The sequence below is a fragment of the Polymorphobacter sp. genome (genome assembly GCF_048007885.1).
Lineage (GTDB): Bacteria > Pseudomonadota > Alphaproteobacteria > Sphingomonadales > Sphingomonadaceae > Sandarakinorhabdus.
Genome location: NZ_CP180346.1, coordinates 1,328,702 through 1,345,142, shown reverse-complemented (window position 1 = coordinate 1,345,142; position 16,441 = coordinate 1,328,702). Strand labels below are relative to the sequence as shown.

13 protein-coding genes and 1 tRNA gene are annotated in these 16,441 nt (G+C 65.7%); 5 read left to right on the top strand and 9 right to left on the bottom strand.

Going from position 1 to position 16,441, the window contains the following annotated elements; genetic code table 11:
* Positions 1-65 precede the first annotated feature (65 nt).
* Complete coding sequence (locus ACMVO5_RS06405) at positions 66-2,513, top strand: zinc-dependent metalloprotease (RefSeq protein WP_416909220.1); 2,448 nt, start codon at positions 66-68, stop codon at positions 2,511-2,513.
* A gap of 17 nt (positions 2,514-2,530) precedes the next feature.
* Here ACMVO5_RS06405 and ACMVO5_RS06400 read toward each other — a convergent pair whose 3' ends face one another.
* The 3 genes from ACMVO5_RS06400 to ACMVO5_RS06390 form a co-directional block, all read right to left on the bottom strand.
* Positions 2,531-4,033, bottom strand: coding sequence for an amidohydrolase family protein (locus ACMVO5_RS06400; RefSeq protein ID WP_416909219.1), 1,503 nt, complete (start codon positions 4,031-4,033; stop codon positions 2,531-2,533).
* Positions 4,034-4,102: 69 nt separating this feature from the next.
* On the bottom strand, positions 4,103-4,561 hold the full coding sequence (locus tag ACMVO5_RS06395) for a YHS domain-containing (seleno)protein (RefSeq protein ID WP_416909218.1): 459 nt from the start codon (positions 4,559-4,561) through the stop codon (positions 4,103-4,105).
* A 29-nt stretch (positions 4,562-4,590) separates the two neighbouring features.
* Positions 4,591-4,667, bottom strand: a tRNA-Met gene (locus ACMVO5_RS06390).
* Between the two features lie 132 nt (positions 4,668-4,799).
* On the opposite strand from ACMVO5_RS06390, the gene ACMVO5_RS06385 reads away from it, so the two are divergent.
* Positions 4,800-5,762 carry an NAD(P)H-dependent flavin oxidoreductase gene (locus ACMVO5_RS06385; RefSeq protein ID WP_416909217.1) on the top strand — a complete coding sequence of 321 codons (963 nt, stop codon included), beginning with the start codon at positions 4,800-4,802 and terminating at the stop codon, positions 5,760-5,762.
* Positions 5,763-5,861: 99 nt separating this feature from the next.
* Here the strand turns inward: ACMVO5_RS06385 and secF are convergent, their stop codons facing one another.
* The 3 genes from secF to yajC are packed head-to-tail and all read right to left on the bottom strand — an operon-like array spanning position 5,862 to position 8,784.
* Positions 5,862-6,836, bottom strand: a complete 975-nt coding sequence (secF, locus tag ACMVO5_RS06380; protein WP_416909216.1) for a protein translocase subunit SecF — start codon at positions 6,834-6,836, stop codon at positions 5,862-5,864.
* Between the two features lie 12 nt (positions 6,837-6,848).
* Positions 6,849-8,432 (bottom strand): protein translocase subunit SecD, encoded by a 1,584-nt coding sequence (gene secD / locus ACMVO5_RS06375; protein WP_416909215.1) that lies wholly within the window; start codon positions 8,430-8,432, stop codon positions 6,849-6,851.
* A 4-nt stretch (positions 8,433-8,436) separates the two neighbouring features.
* The gene (yajC, locus tag ACMVO5_RS06370; RefSeq protein WP_416909214.1) at positions 8,437-8,784 is read right to left on the bottom strand and encodes a preprotein translocase subunit YajC; all 348 of its coding nucleotides are present in this window, start codon (positions 8,782-8,784) and stop codon (positions 8,437-8,439) included.
* A gap of 105 nt (positions 8,785-8,889) precedes the next feature.
* On the opposite strand from yajC, the gene ACMVO5_RS06365 reads away from it, so the two are divergent.
* The 3 genes from ACMVO5_RS06365 (at position 8,890) to sppA (ending at position 13,178) form a co-directional block, all read left to right on the top strand.
* Positions 8,890-9,726 (top strand): DUF815 domain-containing protein, encoded by an 837-nt coding sequence (locus ACMVO5_RS06365; protein WP_416909213.1) that lies wholly within the window; start codon positions 8,890-8,892, stop codon positions 9,724-9,726.
* A gap of 466 nt (positions 9,727-10,192) precedes the next feature.
* Positions 10,193-11,209, top strand: a complete 1,017-nt coding sequence (locus ACMVO5_RS06360) for a DUF3011 domain-containing protein (RefSeq protein WP_416909212.1) — start codon at positions 10,193-10,195, stop codon at positions 11,207-11,209.
* A 91-nt stretch (positions 11,210-11,300) separates the two neighbouring features.
* Positions 11,301-13,178, top strand: coding sequence for a signal peptide peptidase SppA (gene sppA / locus ACMVO5_RS06355; protein WP_416909211.1), 1,878 nt, complete (start codon positions 11,301-11,303; stop codon positions 13,176-13,178).
* Here sppA and ACMVO5_RS06350 read toward each other — a convergent pair.
* The 3 genes from ACMVO5_RS06350 to odhB are packed head-to-tail and all read right to left on the bottom strand — an operon-like array spanning position 13,167 to position 16,441.
* Positions 13,167-13,784, bottom strand: coding sequence for a trimeric intracellular cation channel family protein (locus ACMVO5_RS06350; RefSeq protein ID WP_416909210.1), 618 nt, complete (start codon positions 13,782-13,784; stop codon positions 13,167-13,169). The genes sppA and ACMVO5_RS06350 overlap by 12 nt on opposite strands.
* 16 nt (positions 13,785-13,800) lie before the next feature.
* Entirely contained in the window at positions 13,801-15,192 is a 1,392-nt protein-coding gene (gene lpdA / locus ACMVO5_RS06345; protein ID WP_416909209.1) for a dihydrolipoyl dehydrogenase, read from the bottom strand.
* A gap of 10 nt (positions 15,193-15,202) precedes the next feature.
* Positions 15,203-16,441: a 2-oxoglutarate dehydrogenase complex dihydrolipoyllysine-residue succinyltransferase gene (gene odhB / locus ACMVO5_RS06340; protein WP_416909208.1), complete on the bottom strand. Its 1,239-nt coding sequence runs from the start codon at positions 16,439-16,441 to the stop codon at positions 15,203-15,205.

Sequence of the window (16,441 nt, the reverse complement as noted above, 5' to 3'; positions counted from 1 at the left end):
TCCGGTGGGGACCGGGTGCAAAGAGGGGTTTGGCGATGATCTTCCGGCGTTCCGTGCGTGTGTTGATGAGCTCGGCTGCAATTGCTGGCTGTTCGACGATTCTGATTGCGGCAGCGCCGACGGTGGCGGTGGCACAGCCGAGCGCGAACACGGTGGCGACCATGACGGACTCAAGCTTCATGCCGTTGCGGCATGACGCGGCGAAGGGCCGTGTGTTGCTTGAGGTACCCGCTTTTGATCAGGACGTGCTCTATTATGTCTCTGCTGCCAGCGGGTCAGGCTCGGTCGGCTTGCCGCTCGACCGGGGCATCTTGCGCACGGCGGTGGTGCATTTCGTGCGCGACGGTGACCGGGTGCAGGTGGTGGAGCAGAACCTCGACTACCGGTCCCTGAATGGTGATGCGGCGCACAAGCAGGTCGTGGCGGACAGTTTTCCGACCTCGGTGCTGGCCAGCCTGCCGATCGAGTCGACGACGGGTGGCAAGGTGATGGCGGATGCAACCGGCCTGTTCATGCGCGATGCGGCCGGCATCGAGGCAGCGATGGCGCGGCTCAAGCAGGGGCGGTTCCGGTTTGATACGGCACGTAGCCGGTTTGAGGCGAAGCGGCTGAAGGCCTTTCCGGAAAACACCGAGATCGAGACGGTGGCGACCTTTGTCGTCGATGAGCCCGGGGCGCTGGTGCGCAATGTGACGCCGGAGCCGCGCTTATTCTCGATGCGGATCCACCACAGCTTTCTGAAGGCGCCGAGCGGCTATGTGCCCCGTCAGGCGGACCCGCGGATTGGTGTGAGCGCGGTCCGGTTCCGTGATTATTCCAAGCCGGTGAGCGAGAACACCAATGAGGCCTGGGTGACGCGCTGGCGTCTGGAAAAGGCCGATCCGGCCGCCGCGATGAGCCGGCCGAAGAAGCCGATCGTCTTTTACTTCGATCCCGGCATTCCGGCCGAGATCCGGCATGCGATGAAGGCGGGGCTGCTCGGCTGGAACAAGGCGTTTGAGAAGGCCGGCTTCATCGAGGCGATCGAGGCGCGCGACGCGCCGGCTGACATGGACCCGATGGATATCCGCTATGCCTATGTGCAGTGGATCAATCGCGATGAGCGCGGCTTTTCGAGCGGCGGTACCTACCGCGACCCGCGCACCGGCGAGATTCTCGGCTCAAAGACGCGGATGGACAGCCACCGGGTGCGCACCATCGCCAATTACTGGGATGCCTATGCCGCCGGCCTGCCGGGTGATGGGACGGGCGTGATGGCGGTTGACCCGGCGCTGGTGCTTGGGGACGCGATGGCCGGGATGCCGGTTGGCCAGCGGTCGATGATCCTTGAGCGGCAGGCGCTGCTGACCGCCCATGAACTGGGCCATGCGCTTGGCTTCGGGCATAATTTCGCCTCCAGCCTGAATGACCGGGCCTCGGTGATGGAGTATCCGACGCCGAGGGTGAAGGTGGTGAACGGGCGGCTCGATCTGAGCGAGGCCTTTGAGAAGCAGACGGGCGCCTATGATGCGTTCATGGTGCGCTATGCCTATACGCCGCTGCCGGCGGCGGCCGAGAAGGCGGGTCTGGATGCGATCATTGCCGACATGCGCGGCGACGGGATCATCTATGTGCCCAACACTGACCCGCGCTGGACCTGGTATGACGACCGGGCCACGCCGACCGCATATCTGGACGAGACCATGGCGGCGCGGCGGATCATGCTTGCCGACTATGGCAGCAAGGCGCTGAGCGCGGGCGAGCCGGTGGGGGCGCTGCGTGATGCCCGGCTGTGGATGGTCTATCTGCACCACCGCTACGCGATCGAGTCCGGCCTGAATTACATCGGCAACCAGTATCAGAATATCGTCGTGCCGGGCGACCCGCTGCCGCCGACCGAGCCGGTGCCGGCGTCGCTGCAGCGCGATGTGATGGCGCGGCTGATGGCGGCGATCGCGCCTGAAGGGTTGATGCTGCCCGATGACCTTCTGGCCATGCTGACCAGTGACCCGGGCGGCTCGCTGGAGGACCTTTCAAGCGATGCCGTGTTCGACCAGTTGCGCGCGGCACGCATCCTGACGGCATTGGTGATCGAGCCGCTGTTCGACTCAGGGCGCGCGGCGCGGATGGTGGCGCTCGAAGCGCGTGGCGGAGAGGCGTTCGGCTTTGCCGAAATGGTCGACATGGTTATGGCGAACAGCTGGGACGTCAGTGCGGGAACCGGGCAGGAAGCGGCCTTGCGCCGGGTCACGCAGAAGGTTGTTCTTGATGCGATGATGATCCTGGGTGCGGCGACCGATGGATCGGAGACGGCGCGGGCTTATGTACTCGACACGCTGGCGCGGCTCGGCGCGTCGCTAGAGAAGCGCCGGGCCAATGATGCGCTGACGGCCGCTTTCTATCGCCAGTCGGCGCGCGATATCGCCCGCTATCTGGAAGATCCCGCCGGCAACGCGCCCAAGTCGGCGTCATCGACCTGGGGGGGCTTTCCGCGGTCGCGCTTCCCGATGCCGCCGGGGCCGCCGCTGGGCTGATCGTTCGTCCGCGCGCGTCAGGCGTTGGGACGGCCGGGGATGCGGATCGGGCCGGCCTCGCGCACCTGGGTCCAGATGCGGCGGCCGACCTTGTCGGCTTCGGCGATGATCGCGGCTTCGTCATAGGTCAGCACCTTGCGGTCGCGCATGATGAAGCGGCCCGCCACCATCGAGCTTTCGATGTCGGAGGGCTGGCCATTGTGGATCAGCGAGGAGATGAAGCGGCCATAGGGCACGAGGTGCGCGGCCATGGTGTTGACGACGATGAGATCGGCGGCCTTGCCGACCTCGATGCTGCCGGTCTGACCTGCGAGGCCGAGCGCGCGGGCACCGCCCATGGTGGCGTCTTCGATCATGTCTTCGGGTTGTGGCAGTGTGCCGGGGAAGGGGTCGGTGCGGGCAATGCGCTCGGTGAGCAGCGCCGTGCGCATGACCGAAAAGACATCATTGGTATTGTTGTCCGTGCCCAGCGCAATGCCTGCGCCGGCAGCCCGGAGCGCGGGGACCGGCGGGATAACGCCGCGATTGGCGGCCATGCCGGCCTGATGGGTGAGGGAGGCCCCGCTGGCGCCGAAGGTCTTGATATCCTCATCGCTGACATAGCGAAGATGCGCGGCGAACAGGCGAGGGCCGAGGAAGCCGTGGCGGGCGAGAAAGCCGACCGGGCTGACGCCGTGCCAGCGCTTCATGAAATCGACTTCGGCGACGCTTTGCGAGAGATGAATGGTGTAGCTGAGGTCGTGCTTGTCCGCGAAGGCGCGCACGGCGGCGAGCAGCTCGGGCGATGAGGTTTCGGCCAAGGCCGCAGCGGGCATGACATTGACGCGCCCGCCATCGGCGCCGTGCCAGCGCGCATGGAGCGAGGCGATGCGGGCCATGCCCTCTTCCCGCTCGGCTTGCGAGAAGACGGGCTGGACGCTGGCTGCAAAGCCGGTCGGTGCCATCGGGCCTGCGACATTGGTGCTGTCACGCACCGATTCGGCGAAGACCATGCGCAGGCCGGAATCGGCAAGGGCCGCGGCATGGGGGGCAATGCCACTGGTGTTTTCCACGAGCGTCGTGGTGCCGGTGCGGATGGCTTCGAGCGCGCCGACGACGACCATCAGCCGGCGTTCATCGGGAGAGAGCAGGCTGTTTGGGTTGAGCGCCAGCTTGGCCGAGTTGGGAAAGCCGAAATCCTCGTTGAAGCCGCGCGCAATGGTGGCGGCGAGATGGGCGTGGCAATTGACGAGGCCGGGCAGCAGGACCTTGCCACGGCCATCATAGATATCGGCATTCGGGTAGCGGCTCTGAAGGTCGGCAGTCTCGCCGATGGCGGCGATCTTGCCGCCGACGACGGCGAGCGCGCTGTTCTCCTCGACCTTGTCGGCCCGGTAGATGCCGATGTTGACAAACAGCGTCGGCCGCGCGGCGGGCGCTTCGCTTTGGCCGGCGCGGGCGCTGCTGGCGGCAAGTGCGGCGACTCCGGCAAGGCCAAGCACCGAGCGCCGGTCGATTGCCAGATTTTCCTTCTCGTCCATGATCCCCTCTCCCCTCGCGGCTATCATGCCGGGGTCAGGGAGCGAGTTAAATGGAGCGGGGCTGTTCGCTTACTTGGTCTGTTCGGCCCACCAGGCGGTGGCGGCCTTCATGGTGTCGGGCTGGCCGGCGAGCCAGTTGGCTTCTGCCTGGCGGCTGCAATTGAGATAGAGAATGCCGCCGTCAACGCGGAAGACCTTGGGGTCTGGGCCCGCTTTGCGGCCCTGCGACGCGGCCCAGGCGCAATGGCCGCCGAAGGCCGGGAGATAGCGTTCGGGGTCGGCAAGGAAGGTGTCCCGGTTTGCGATGCTGCTGAACAGATAGGTGGCGCCCTTGTGTGTGGCGCTGAAGTCCTTGCTGCCGGGCGTTGCACTGCCGGCGAAATAGGCGACGAGATCATAGCCGCCAGCCGCGGCTTCCGTGCCGGATGGGCCTTGCCAGACGTGGGACACGCTTGGCGGCTCGATGGCCAGCGCGGGGGCGGCCAGCGCCAGCAGGGCGGCGGCGATGATCTGGAGGGGCTTGGTCATGGTCTGATCCTCAGCCTTTGACATGCGGGTGGTAGCGGAGGAGGGATTTGAACCCCCGACCCCAGGATTATGATTCCCGTGCTCTAACCAACTGAGCTACTCCGCCCGAGCCACCACGCGGGAGCCGGGCTATAGGATGCGCCCGGCGTGCGGTCAACTGCCCTCCCCATTGCGCTTGCTTGTCAAGCTGGCCTTGGGTGCGTAGCCATGAGGGAAGCCTGATTCAGAGGAGTGGAAATTGTCGATTCCAGCCAAGATTGCGTCGCGTTTGAAGCTGCCGGTGATCGGTTCGCCGCTGTTCATCATCTCGGTGCCCGATCTGGTCATCGCCCAGTGCAAGGCGGGCATCATCGGCAGCTTCCCCAGCCTCAATGCCCGGCCGATCGAGCAGTTTGAGGAGTGGCTGCAGCGACTGAATGCCGAAATCGGGCCGGATGATGCACCTTACGCCGTCAATCTGATTGTGCACCGCTCGAACGACCGGCTGATGGCCGATCTCGAACTGTGCGTGAAGTACAAGGTGCCGATGATCATCACCTCGCTGGGCGCGCGTGCCGATGTGAATGAGGCGATCCACAGCTATGGCGGGATCGTGATGCACGACATCATCAACGACAAGTTCGCCCGCAAGGCCATCGAGAAGGGGGCGGACGGGCTGATCGCGGTTGCGGCCGGTGCCGGCGGGCATGCTGGCACGATCTCGCCCTTTGCGCTGGTGCAGGAGATCCGCCAGTGGTTCGACGGGCCGCTGGCGCTGTCGGGGTCGATCGCCACGGGTGACGCGGTACTTGCAGCGGAAGCGATGGGGGCGGATTTCGGCTATATCGGCTCGGCGTTCATCGCCACCAGGGAGGCGCGGGCGGTTGAGGACTACAAACAGATGATCGTCGATTCAAAGGCGGACGACATTGTTTATTCGAGCCTCTTCACCGGGGTTCATGGCAATTACCTCAAGCCCTCGATCAAGGCGGCCGGCATGGACCCTGACAAGCTGCCCGAGGGCGACGTCAGCACGATGAACTTCGGCAGCGGCGGCGGTTCAGATGCCAAGGCCTGGAAGGATATCTGGGGCTGTGGTCAGGGGATTGGCGCTGTGAAGGACATCTTGCCGGCGGCCGAGCTGGTGGCGCGGCTGGCGCGGGAATATGAGGCGGCGCGCGCCCGGCTCGGGTTGCCGCCGCGGGCCAAGGCGGCGTCCTGATGAACATCTATTGGCTTCTGGGCGCGGTGCTGACGGGTTTTGCCAGCCAGTTTTGCGTGAACTACGGAATCTGCGCGATCCCGCTTTGAGCGGTTCGCGTCAGGCGCCCGGACGTTCCGAGCGCGATTTGGGGTTGAGGCGGGTTTCTGCGCTTGCACTTTGCGCGAGGAAGCTCTGCGGGCCGACGCCGAGCCAGATCAGGATGGGGGCCGCGATGAAGATCGATGAATAGGTGCCGATGATGATGCCGAGCAGCATCGTGATCGAGAAGCCGAACAGCACCGAGCCGCCGAAGAAGACGAGCGTCGCGAGCGCAATGATCATGGTGAGCGAGGTGACGATGGTGCGCGGCAGCGTTTCGTTCAGTGAGAGATCGAGCAGCTCGGCCATGCCCATCTTGCGGTATTTGCGCAGGTTTTCGCGGACGCGGTCATAGACGACGATGGTATCGTTGAGCGAATAGCCGACGATGGTGAGGATGGCCGCGACGATGTTGAGGTCGAACTCGATCTGGGTGACGGCGAAGAATCCCATGGTCAGTGCGACGTCATGGAGAAGCGCGAAGAGGGCGCCGACGCCGAACTGCCATTCGAACCGGAACCAGATGTAGATCGAGATTCCGATCATGGCGAACAGGATGGCAACGGCGCCGGCGTTGACAAGTTCGCCCGAGACTTTGCCCGAGACGGTTTCGGTGCGCCGGAAGCTGGCGTCAGGGCTTTTGGCGCGGATCGTGTCCTGCACCTGGGCAACGACACGCTGGACGGCGGCTTCGTCGCCGGGCGGCAGCGGCAGGCGGATGGAAACGGTGTTGGCGTCGCCGAACGTCTGGATGGAGGCGCTGCCGGCGCCAGCCGAGTTGACGGTGCTGCGCAGCTCATCGAGCCTTGCTTCCTGCTCGAAGCGGACTTCCATCATCAGGCCGCCAGCGAAATCGACGCCGAAATTGAGGCCGCGGATGACGACAAGGGCGATGGAGGCGAGGATCATGACGACCGACAGGCCGACCGCGATGTTGCGCCAGCGCAGAAAGCCGATGTTGGTATCGTCGGGAACGAGTTTGAGAAGGCGCATGCGCGTGGTTCCCTACAAGACCAGGGCTTGCGGGCGGGTGCCGCGCAGCCAGCGGGAAACGATCAGCCGGGTGATGGTCACGGCGGTAAACACCGAGGTGATGATGCCGATGATGAGCACGATGGCGAAGCCCTTCACCGGCCCGGAGCCGAAGCTGAACATGATGGCGGCTGCGATCACATTGGTGACATTGGCATCGAAGATGGTGCGCGAGGCTTCGCGGTAGCCGGTTTCGATGGCGCCGATGACGGCGCGGCCGCGGCGCAGCTCTTCGCGGATGCGCTCGTTGATGAGCACATTGGCATCGACCGCCGCACCGATGGTGAGCACGAAGCCGGCGATGCCGGGCAGGGTGAGCGTGGCACCAAGGCCGGACATGACCGCCATGACGAGCACGGCGTTGGCGATGAGCGCGATCACTGAATAAACGCCGAAGCGGCCATAGGTGATGACCATGAAGACGGCGACGAGGACGGTGGCGAGTGCGCTGGCGATGGCACCGGCCCGGATGCTGTCGGCGCCGAGATCGGGGCCGACGGTGCGCTCCTCGATGACCTTGAGTTCGACCGGCAGCTTGCCCGAGCGCAGCAGGATGGCGAGCTCATTGGCGGTGGCGATGGTGTAGCTGCCCGAAATAATGCCCGACCCACCGAGAATGGGCTCGTTGATGCGAGGGGCGGAAATGATCACATCGTCGAGGACGATGGCGAAGGGGCGGCCGACATTGGCCTGTGTGGCCTGGGCAAAGCGGCGACCGCCGGTGCTGTCGAAACGGAAGCTCACGGCGGGCTGGTTGTTCTGGTCGGTGCTGACCTGGCTGTCGATCAGCTGATCGCCGCTGATGATGGCGCGGCGCTTGACGACCATGCTGCCGCCTTCGAGGCTGGGCAGGATCTCGCTTCCCGGCGGCGCGCGGCCCTCGGCGACGCGCGTCGGATCGGCATCGACATCGACAAGCTTGAACTCGAGCTTGGCGGTCTTGCCGATCAGCGACTTGAGGGCATCCGGATCTTGCAGACCGGGGACCTGGACAACGATGCGGCTGGTGCCCTGCCGGATGATGGTGGGCTCGCGCGTGCCGAGCTCGTCGATGCGGCGGCGGATGACTTCGACCGCTTGGGCCATGGCGCTGTCGACGGCCAGGGCGACGCCGGCCTGGGTGGCCTTGAGCGTGATACGTGGGCCATTGTTGCTGACTTCGGTTTCGCGCACGCCGGTGATGCCACCGGCGGGCAGGGTGACGCGTTGCAGCGTGGCAAGCGCGCGCGGCAGGTCTTCTGGCTTGGCGATGGTCAGGCTGATGCTGTCGGCGGAACGGTTGAGGTCGGAGAAAGAGATAGCGCCGCCTTCGGCAATGCGGAGCTCTGTGCGGGCCGTGTCTTCGAGTGCGTCGAGCTTGGCTTCAAGGACATCGGTGGGGGTGGCCTCGAGCATGAGGTGCGACCCGCCACGCAGATCAAGACCAAGATTGAGCTGGCTTTGCGGCAGCGGCTCGGGCCAGGCCGAGAGCGGCACGAAATTGGGCGCGGCGAACAGGACGCCGACAATGAGCGTGGCAAAGATCGACCAGATTTTCCAGTTGGGAAAGTCGAGCAAGGGGTCAGGCCTTGGCTGTCGTGCTTGCGCCGCCCGACTTGCGGACGTCGGCGAGCGTGGCCTTGAGGACGCGCAGCTTGACGCCGGACGCGACTTCGACCTCGACCTCGCTGTCTTCGACCTTGACCGCCTTGCCGATGATGCCGCCCCCGGTCACCACTTCATCGCCGCGGGCAACTGCATCGACCATGGCCCGGTGCGCCTTTACCCGCTGCTGCTGGGGCCGGATGAGCAGGAAATAGAAGATCGCGAAGATGGCCAGATAGGGCGCAAAGCCGATCAGGATGACCATCGGATCGGAGGAGCCGCCAGCGGGGGCGGCGGCCTGAGCGAAGGCCGGGCTGGAAAACATGCAGCGATCCTTGAAAACAGCTGGGACGTGTTGGAGCAGGGCTCTAGCGCCTTGCGCGGCTGCTCGCAACTGGTGCGCGGCTGCAGCGCAGGCTATGGAGCCGCCATGGACAGCGTTGAATCATCCTTGTCACAGATCGCCGGGGCAGTGCGGGCGCTGGCGGCCGGACTGGCGCCACCGGTTTCCACCGGGGCGTCGCTTGATGACGGCGACTGGTTCGTCTGGCGTGACGGTGCGCTGTGGGATGTGCCGAGGCCGCGCGTAGCACCGCTTTTGCTTTATCAAGGCGTGGACGCGCAAAAGGCAGCCCTGGCCGAGAATATCCGCCGGCATGCCGTTGGCCTGCCGGCCCATGATGTGCTGCTGTGGGGTGCGCGTGGCATGGGCAAGAGCTCATTGGTGCGGGCTGTTCATGCGGCGCAGGCCGAGGCGGGGCCGGCTGTCGCGCTGGTGCAGGTGGCGCGCGAGGATGTGGCGGGGCTGGCCCGGCTGTTCGAGCGGTTGGCCGGCACATCGCGGCCAGTGAGCGTGTTTCTCGACGATCTCGCTTTCGATGGCTCGGGCAAGGAGGTGCATGCGCTGCGCGCGCTGCTGGATGGCGGCATCGAGGCGCGGCCCGAGACGGTAAGGCTGATGGTGACGAGCAACCGCCGGCATCTGCTGCCCAGCCAGCTGGCCGTGCCCGAGGCCGATGATGCCAACCCGCGCGACACCCGCGATGACGGGCTGGCGCTGGCCGATCGCTTCGGCCTGCGGCTCGGGTTTCATGTCTGTGACCAGGTGACCTATCTGGCGATGTGCGAGGGCTATGCCAGGGCGTTCGATCTTGAATTCGATGCGGGCGCGGCGCTTGCCTTTGCGGCGGGTCGTGGTGCGCGTTCGGGGCGAACGGCGTGGCATTTCACTGTGGAAGCTGCGGGCGCGCAGGGGGTGCGGCTCTGAGACTGGGCACGCGCGTATTTCGTGCTGGTACGCTGTGTCTCGAAGGCGGAATTGGCCATTGATTAGTCACTGATGGCATGGTCAAGCGGACGAAGTCGACATAGGATTGCGCTCTGCCTGGGCCTGGTCGTTGCTATCGGAGGGGATAATGGGGTCGTTCCAGTCATCGCGCCGCGGATGTTTGGGGCGCGCCTTGACAGGATGCATAGCCGCGCTTTCGCTTGTGACCGGCCCTTTGGTCGCGGCCGCTTCGGCGCAAGTGAATGACAGGATGGCGAGACCGGTCCCACTTCCTGCACCATTGCCCTTGCCGGCGCCCTCATCTGGTCAGAGTGGGTCCAATGGCAGTTCTGGGGGCTTTGGCGGGTCCGGCGGCAGCTCCGGGAGCCAGTCGAACTGGGCCAATGGTCAGTGGAGCCAGACGGTCCAGTGCCGTTCTCTTGGCTATAACTATCAGGAATGCCGGGTGGATGCGCGCCAGGGGGGACAGTTGCGGCGGGTGCTGGCGGGCAATTGCGGGCGCGGCAACTGGGGGGTGCGCAGCGACCGTGTCTGGGTCGACAATGGCTGTCAGGCCGAGTTTGTGGTGCGCGGGGCCAATTGGAACAATGGCGGCGGCGGCAATGGCGGTGGGCAATCGAACTGGGGAAATGGCCAGTGGAGCGAGACGGTCCAATGTCGTTCGCGGGGGTACAACTATCAGGAATGCCGGGTGGACGCGCGCGAAGGCGGACAGTTGCGCCGGGTATTGGCAGGCAATTGCAGCCGCGGCAATTGGGGGGTGCGCAGCGACCGCGTGTGGGTCGACAATGGCTGTCAGGCGGAATTCGTCGTGCGGGGCGCGAATTGGAACAATGGCGGCGGCTGGAACAATGGCGGCGGCTACACCACATCGACCGTGCGTTGCGAATCCCGGGGTTATGATTACAAGGAATGCCGTGTTGATGCGCGTGGCGGCGCTCGTATCCAGCGGGTGATTGCCGGCAATTGCAGCAGCGGCAATTGGGGCTATCGCAACGATGTCATCTGGGTGGACAATGGCTGTCGTGCGGACTTTTCAGTGCGGGGCTATGGCCAGCAGAATGAGGGCGGTGGCGGGCCTTCAGCAGGTCTGATCATCGGCGGCGTGGCCGTGGCCGCAGGTCTGGCGGCGCTTCTGGCGAGCAGCGGCAAGAAGAATGACGATACCAAGCCGGGCACGAGTGTCGGCAATGCCAAGCCGGCGCGGATTGATGTGAACACCAATGTTGTGGCCACTGCGGCGCGGCCGAGCTTTCAGAAGTGTCTTGATGAAGCGGCCTTGCAGATCGGCGCGACGGGCGGCACGGCGATTGCGCTGGAGGAGATGCGCGAGGTCGAGCCCGGCAATGGGGGGTATCGCTTCAGCTTCCGGCTGCGCGGGACCTGGCCCGACGAAACCCGGGTGATCGGTACCAGATGCCGGGCAACGGCGGACCGGGTGATCGAGCTCGATTTCGATTGAGACGGCCTCAGGCTGACGGCGCGGCGGAGCGTCCGCTTGTGAAGCCGTGCGCCTCACCTATATGAAAGACGCTCTGGCGAGGACGGTTCTCATGGGTTTTGCGCGCGGCGCGTGGCGTTTTCTGGTTGGCGTGAAGGATTTGCTGGTCCTTCTGCTGCTGCTGTTGTTCTTCGGTGGCCTGTGGGCGGCGCTCAATCAGACCGCACCGGTTCGCGTGGCCGATGGCGCGGCGCTGGTGCTCGATCTTGACGGGGTGGTTGTCGATCAGGCCAGCGATCAGGATCCGACGGCCTTGCTTCTCGGTGCGGGCGGGCTGCGCGAATACCAACTGCGCGATATCGTGCGCGCCGTCGACCGGGCGGCGGCAGACGAGCGGATTTCGCGCCTGGTGCTCGACCTTGACACGTTCGTGGGCGCCGGCGCGGCCAATATGGAAGCGATGGCGCGGGCGGTGGCCCGGTTCAAGGCGAGCGGCAAACCGGTTGATGCCTATGCCACCGCCTATACCGATGATGCCTATTATCTGGCTGCGCAGGCGGATCGGGTGTGGATGGACCCGATGGGCGGTGTTCTGGTGGCGGGTCCTGGCGGCACGGGCCTTTATTTTGCCGAGGCACTGGACAAGCTCGATATCGATATCGAGGTGTTTCGGGTCGGCACCTACAAGGCGGCCGTGGAGCCCTTTCTGCGCTCTGAGCGATCCCCCGAAGCGCGGGAGGCCGATCAGGCGCTGGTCAATGGGGTCTGGGGGCACTGGCAGGCCGATGTGAAGGCGGCGCGGCCCGGTGCAGACATTCAGGCGTGGTTGCGCGGCTTGCCGCAACGCATTGCCGAGAGTGAGGGCGACCAGGCGGAGGCGGCGCGCGCAGCCGGGCTGGTGGACGCGCTGGGCGACCGCAGCGAGTTTGAGGCCGAGCTTGCCGAGGCCGTGGGCGCAGCCGAGGATGGTGCGCGTTTTGGCTACAAGGCAGTGGCGCTGGGCGAGTATCTGCGTGACGGGGCATCGCTGCTGCCAAAGTCCGGGCCGGCGGTCGGTGTGGTCTATGTGAGCGGCGGCATCGTTGATGGCGAGGCCCCGCGTGGGTCGGCAGGGGCGGCGAGCATCGTGCGCGCCATTGACACGGCGCTGGCCGACAAGGGCGATCTGAAGGCGCTGGTGCTGCGCATCGACTCGCCCGGAGGCTCGGCGCTGGCCAGCGAGCAGATCCGCCGTGCTGTTCTGCGCGCAAAGGCGCAGGGGCTGCCGGTCGTGGCCTCGATGGGGCCGGTTGCGGCTTCCGGGGGCTATTGGGTTGCCACGGCCGCCGATCAGATCTTTGCCGAGGCGACGACGATCACGGGGTCGATCGGCGTGTTCGCCATTTTGCCGACCTTTCCGCGCGCGCTGGAGCGGCTTGGCATTGGCACCGATGACATCAAGGCGACGCCCTATTCGGGAGAGCCGAACATTTTGGGCGGGCTGGGCAGCGAAACCCGTGCGCTTCTTCAGATCGGCGTTGAGGACATTTATCAGCGCTTTGTCGGGCTTGTGGCGGAGGCGCGAGACATGCCGCGCGAGGCGGTCGACGCGGTCGGGCAGGGGCGTGTCTGGACTGGCGAGGACGCGCGTGCGCGGGGTCTGGTCGATACCATCGGCGGTCTGGAGGCGGCTGTGGCCGAGGCGGCGCGGCTGGGCGGTATCGAGGGCGAGGTGCGGACCATCGATATCGAGACGGCGCGCTCCCCGGTCGAGGAGTTTTTGGCTGGTCTTGCCGGCCCGGTGGAGAGCAGCGCGGCTGCTCGCGACGGCTGGTCGGCGCTGGTGATGCGCGAGCGGATGCGCACGCTTGCCCTGCTGGGCGATCTCAAGCTTCTGGGCAGCGGCGCGACGATGCAGGCGGCCTGTCTGGAATGTGCGGGGCTTGGCTCGCCGCGTGGTGCGGGTGACGACGGGCTCGAGCTGGTGCGTGACTGGCTGCTACGGCGCTGAGTCGCTGTCGTCCTGGCGGTAGCTGGGGAGCGAAATGCCGCGGGCGATGGCCAGCGCGCGGACACCGAAGCCGATAATGAAGCCGAGCGCCGTGGCGACCGGGGTGGGCGCGCCCACGCTGGAGGCCAGCGCGAAGCTGGACGCGCCGAGGACAGCGGCGAAGACATAGATTTCGGGCCGCAGGATGACCGAGGGGACGCCGGCGAGGACATCGCGCAGGATGCCGCCGAAACAGGCCGTGAGCACGCCCATGACGATCGCGGGCAGCGGCGGCACGCCATAGGCCAGTGCCTTGGAGGTGCCGATGACGGCATAGGCCCCGAGGCCGACCGCATCGAACCAGAGCAGCGTCTTCAAGGGCCAGCGCTCGACCTTTACCAGCCAGACGGCGGCGGCGGCGATCAGGCAGACGCCGAGATAATCGGACCGGCCGACCCAGAAGACCGGTGCGCCGATCAGCAGGTCCCGAAGCGTGCCGCCGCCGATGCCGGTGACGGCGGCGAACAGCGCGAAGGTGACGATGGTCTGGCCGGCCCGGGCGGCGGCGAGCGCGCCCGAAATGGCGAACACCGCGACGCCGGCCATGTCGAGGATGGTGGTCAGCATCGGCCGCTGCCGGGGCCTAGATGTGGATCGGCTTGCCGTGCGCCGCCATCGCGGCTTCCTTGAGCGCCTCGGGGTGGGTGGGGTGCGCGTGGCAGGTTAGCGCGAGATCTTCCGAGCTAGCGCCGAACTCCATGGCGAGCGCGGCTTCGGCGATCATCGTGCCCGCCATCGGGCCGATGATGTGAACGCCGAGGATCCGGTCGGTGCTGGCATCGGCGAGAACCTTGACGAAGCCTTCGGTGTTGCGATTGGCCTTGGCCCGGCTGTTGGCGGCGAAGGGGAATTTGCCGACATTGTACTTGATGCCGGCGGCCTTGAGTTCTTCTTCGGTGCGGCCCACGGTGGCGACTTCCGGTTCGGTGTAGACGACGGCGGGGATGACGTCGCGGTTCACATGGCCATTGAGACCGGCGATATTGTCGGCGGCGGCCACGCCTTCATCTTCGGCCTTGTGCGCGAGCATGGGACCTTCGACGACATCGCCGATCGCCCAGAGGCCGGGGACGGCGGTGCTGAAATCATGGTTGATCGGGATGCGGCCCTTGTCGAGGGTGAGGCCGGTGGCCTCGATGTTGAGGCCATCAGTATTGGGCCGGCGCCCGGTCGAGACGAGGACGATATCGGCTTCGATGTCTGACGATGCGCCGCCGACCACGGGTTCGATGGTAACGACGGCGCCCTTGCCCTTGCGCTGCACGCCGGTGACCTTGGTGTCTGTCTTGAGGACCATACCCTGCTTCTTGAGGGTGCGGGCGAAGGTGGTGGCGACCTCGACATCCATGGCGGGCACGATGCGCGGCGCATATTCGACGACCGTGACCTTGGCGCCAAGCCGCCGCCAGACGCTGCCCATTTCAAGGCCGATATAGCCGCCGCCGATGACGACGAGATGGCCGGGCACTTCGGGCAGGGACAGGGCTTCGGTGCTGGTGACGATAACTTCGCCGTCCGGCGTGACGCCGGGAAGGCTGGTCGGTTCCGAGCCTGTGGCGATGATGATGTTCTTCGCGCTGTAGGTCTGGCCATCGACCTCGACCGACTTCGCATCCTTGAAGCGGGCTTCGCCCTTGATCCACTCGACCTTGTTCTTCTTGAACAGGAAGGCGATCCCGTCTGTCAGTTCCTTGACGGTCTTGTCCTTCTCGGCGAGCAGGGCCGGCAGGTCGAGTTCGACACCGGCGATCTTGAGGCCGAACTTGGCGAGATGGCCTTTGGCGGCCTCCTCATAATATTCCGAGCCGTGAAGAAGCGCCTTGGAGGGGATGCAACCGACGTTGAGGCAGGTGCCGCCGAGGCTGTCGCGCTTTTCGATACAGGCGACCTTGAGCCCATGCTGGGCGGCGCGGATGGCGGCAACATAGCCGCCTGGGCCGGCACCGATGACGATGAGATCATAGTCGTTGGACATGGAGCTAATCCTAAAGGTCGACGAGCAGGCGGGCCGGGTCTTCGAGCGCTTCCTTGATGCGCACCAGGAAGGTGACCGCTTCACGACCATCGACGATGCGGTGATCATAGGAGAGCGCCAGATACATCATCGGGCGGATGACGATCTGGCCATCACGGACGACCGGGCGGTCTTCGATGCGGTGCATGCCGAGCACGCCGGACTGCGGCGGGTTGAGGATTGGGGTGGAGAGCAGCGAGCCGAACACCCCGCCATTGGAGATTGTGAAATTGCCGCCTTGAAGCTCTTCAAGCTTGAGCTGGCCGGCCTGGGCGCGGGCGCCGAAATCGGCGATCGCCTTTTCGGTCTCGGCGAAGCCGAGCTTGTCGGCATCGCGCAGGATCGGCACGACCAGACCGCCGGGCGAGGATACGGCGATGCCGAGATCGGCATAATCGCGGTAGACGATCTCATCGCCTTCGAGGCTGGCGCCGACGGCGGGCACATCGCGCAGCGCCAGCACACAGGCCTGAGCAAAGAAGCTCATGAAGCCGAGGCGGACGCCGTGCTTCTTTTCGAACAGATCCTTGTAGCGCGACCGGGTCGCCATGACGGCGGTCATGTCCACATCGTTGAAGGTGGTGAGCATGGCGGCGGTGTTCTGCGCCTCCTTGAGGCGGCGCGCGATAGTCTGGCGAAGCCGGGTCATCTTCACCCGCTCTTCGCGCCGGGCAGCGGGAAGCGGCGCTGCGGGGTCGCTGGCCGGGGCTGCGACGGCGCGGCGCTTGGCCGTTCCATTCTCGATAGCTGTCAGCACATCGCCCTTGGTCAGTCGACCATCCTTGCCGGTGCCGGTGATGCTGGTGGGGTCGAGATCATAATCCTCGATGATGCGGCGCACCGCGGGCCCCATAGCGTCAAGCGGCTGCGCGTCTGAGGTGGGCGCGGGTGCGGCTGCCGCAGGCGCCGGGGCAGGCGCGGGCGCAGCGGCCGGCGCGGGGGCCGGCGCTGCCGTTGGTGCAGCAGCAGTAGCACCTGCCTCGATGCTGGCGATGACGCTGCCGACAGTGACGGTGTCGCCTTCAGCGGCGAGATGGGCCGTCAGCACGCCGGCGACGGGGGATGGCACTTCGACGGCGACCTTGTCGGTTTCCAGGCTGACGATTGGTTCATCGGCGGCGACGGCATCGCCGACCTTCTTGAGCCACTGGCCAACGGTAGCCTCGGTGATCGATTCACCAAGTGCGGGGATAACGACGTCCTGTGCCAT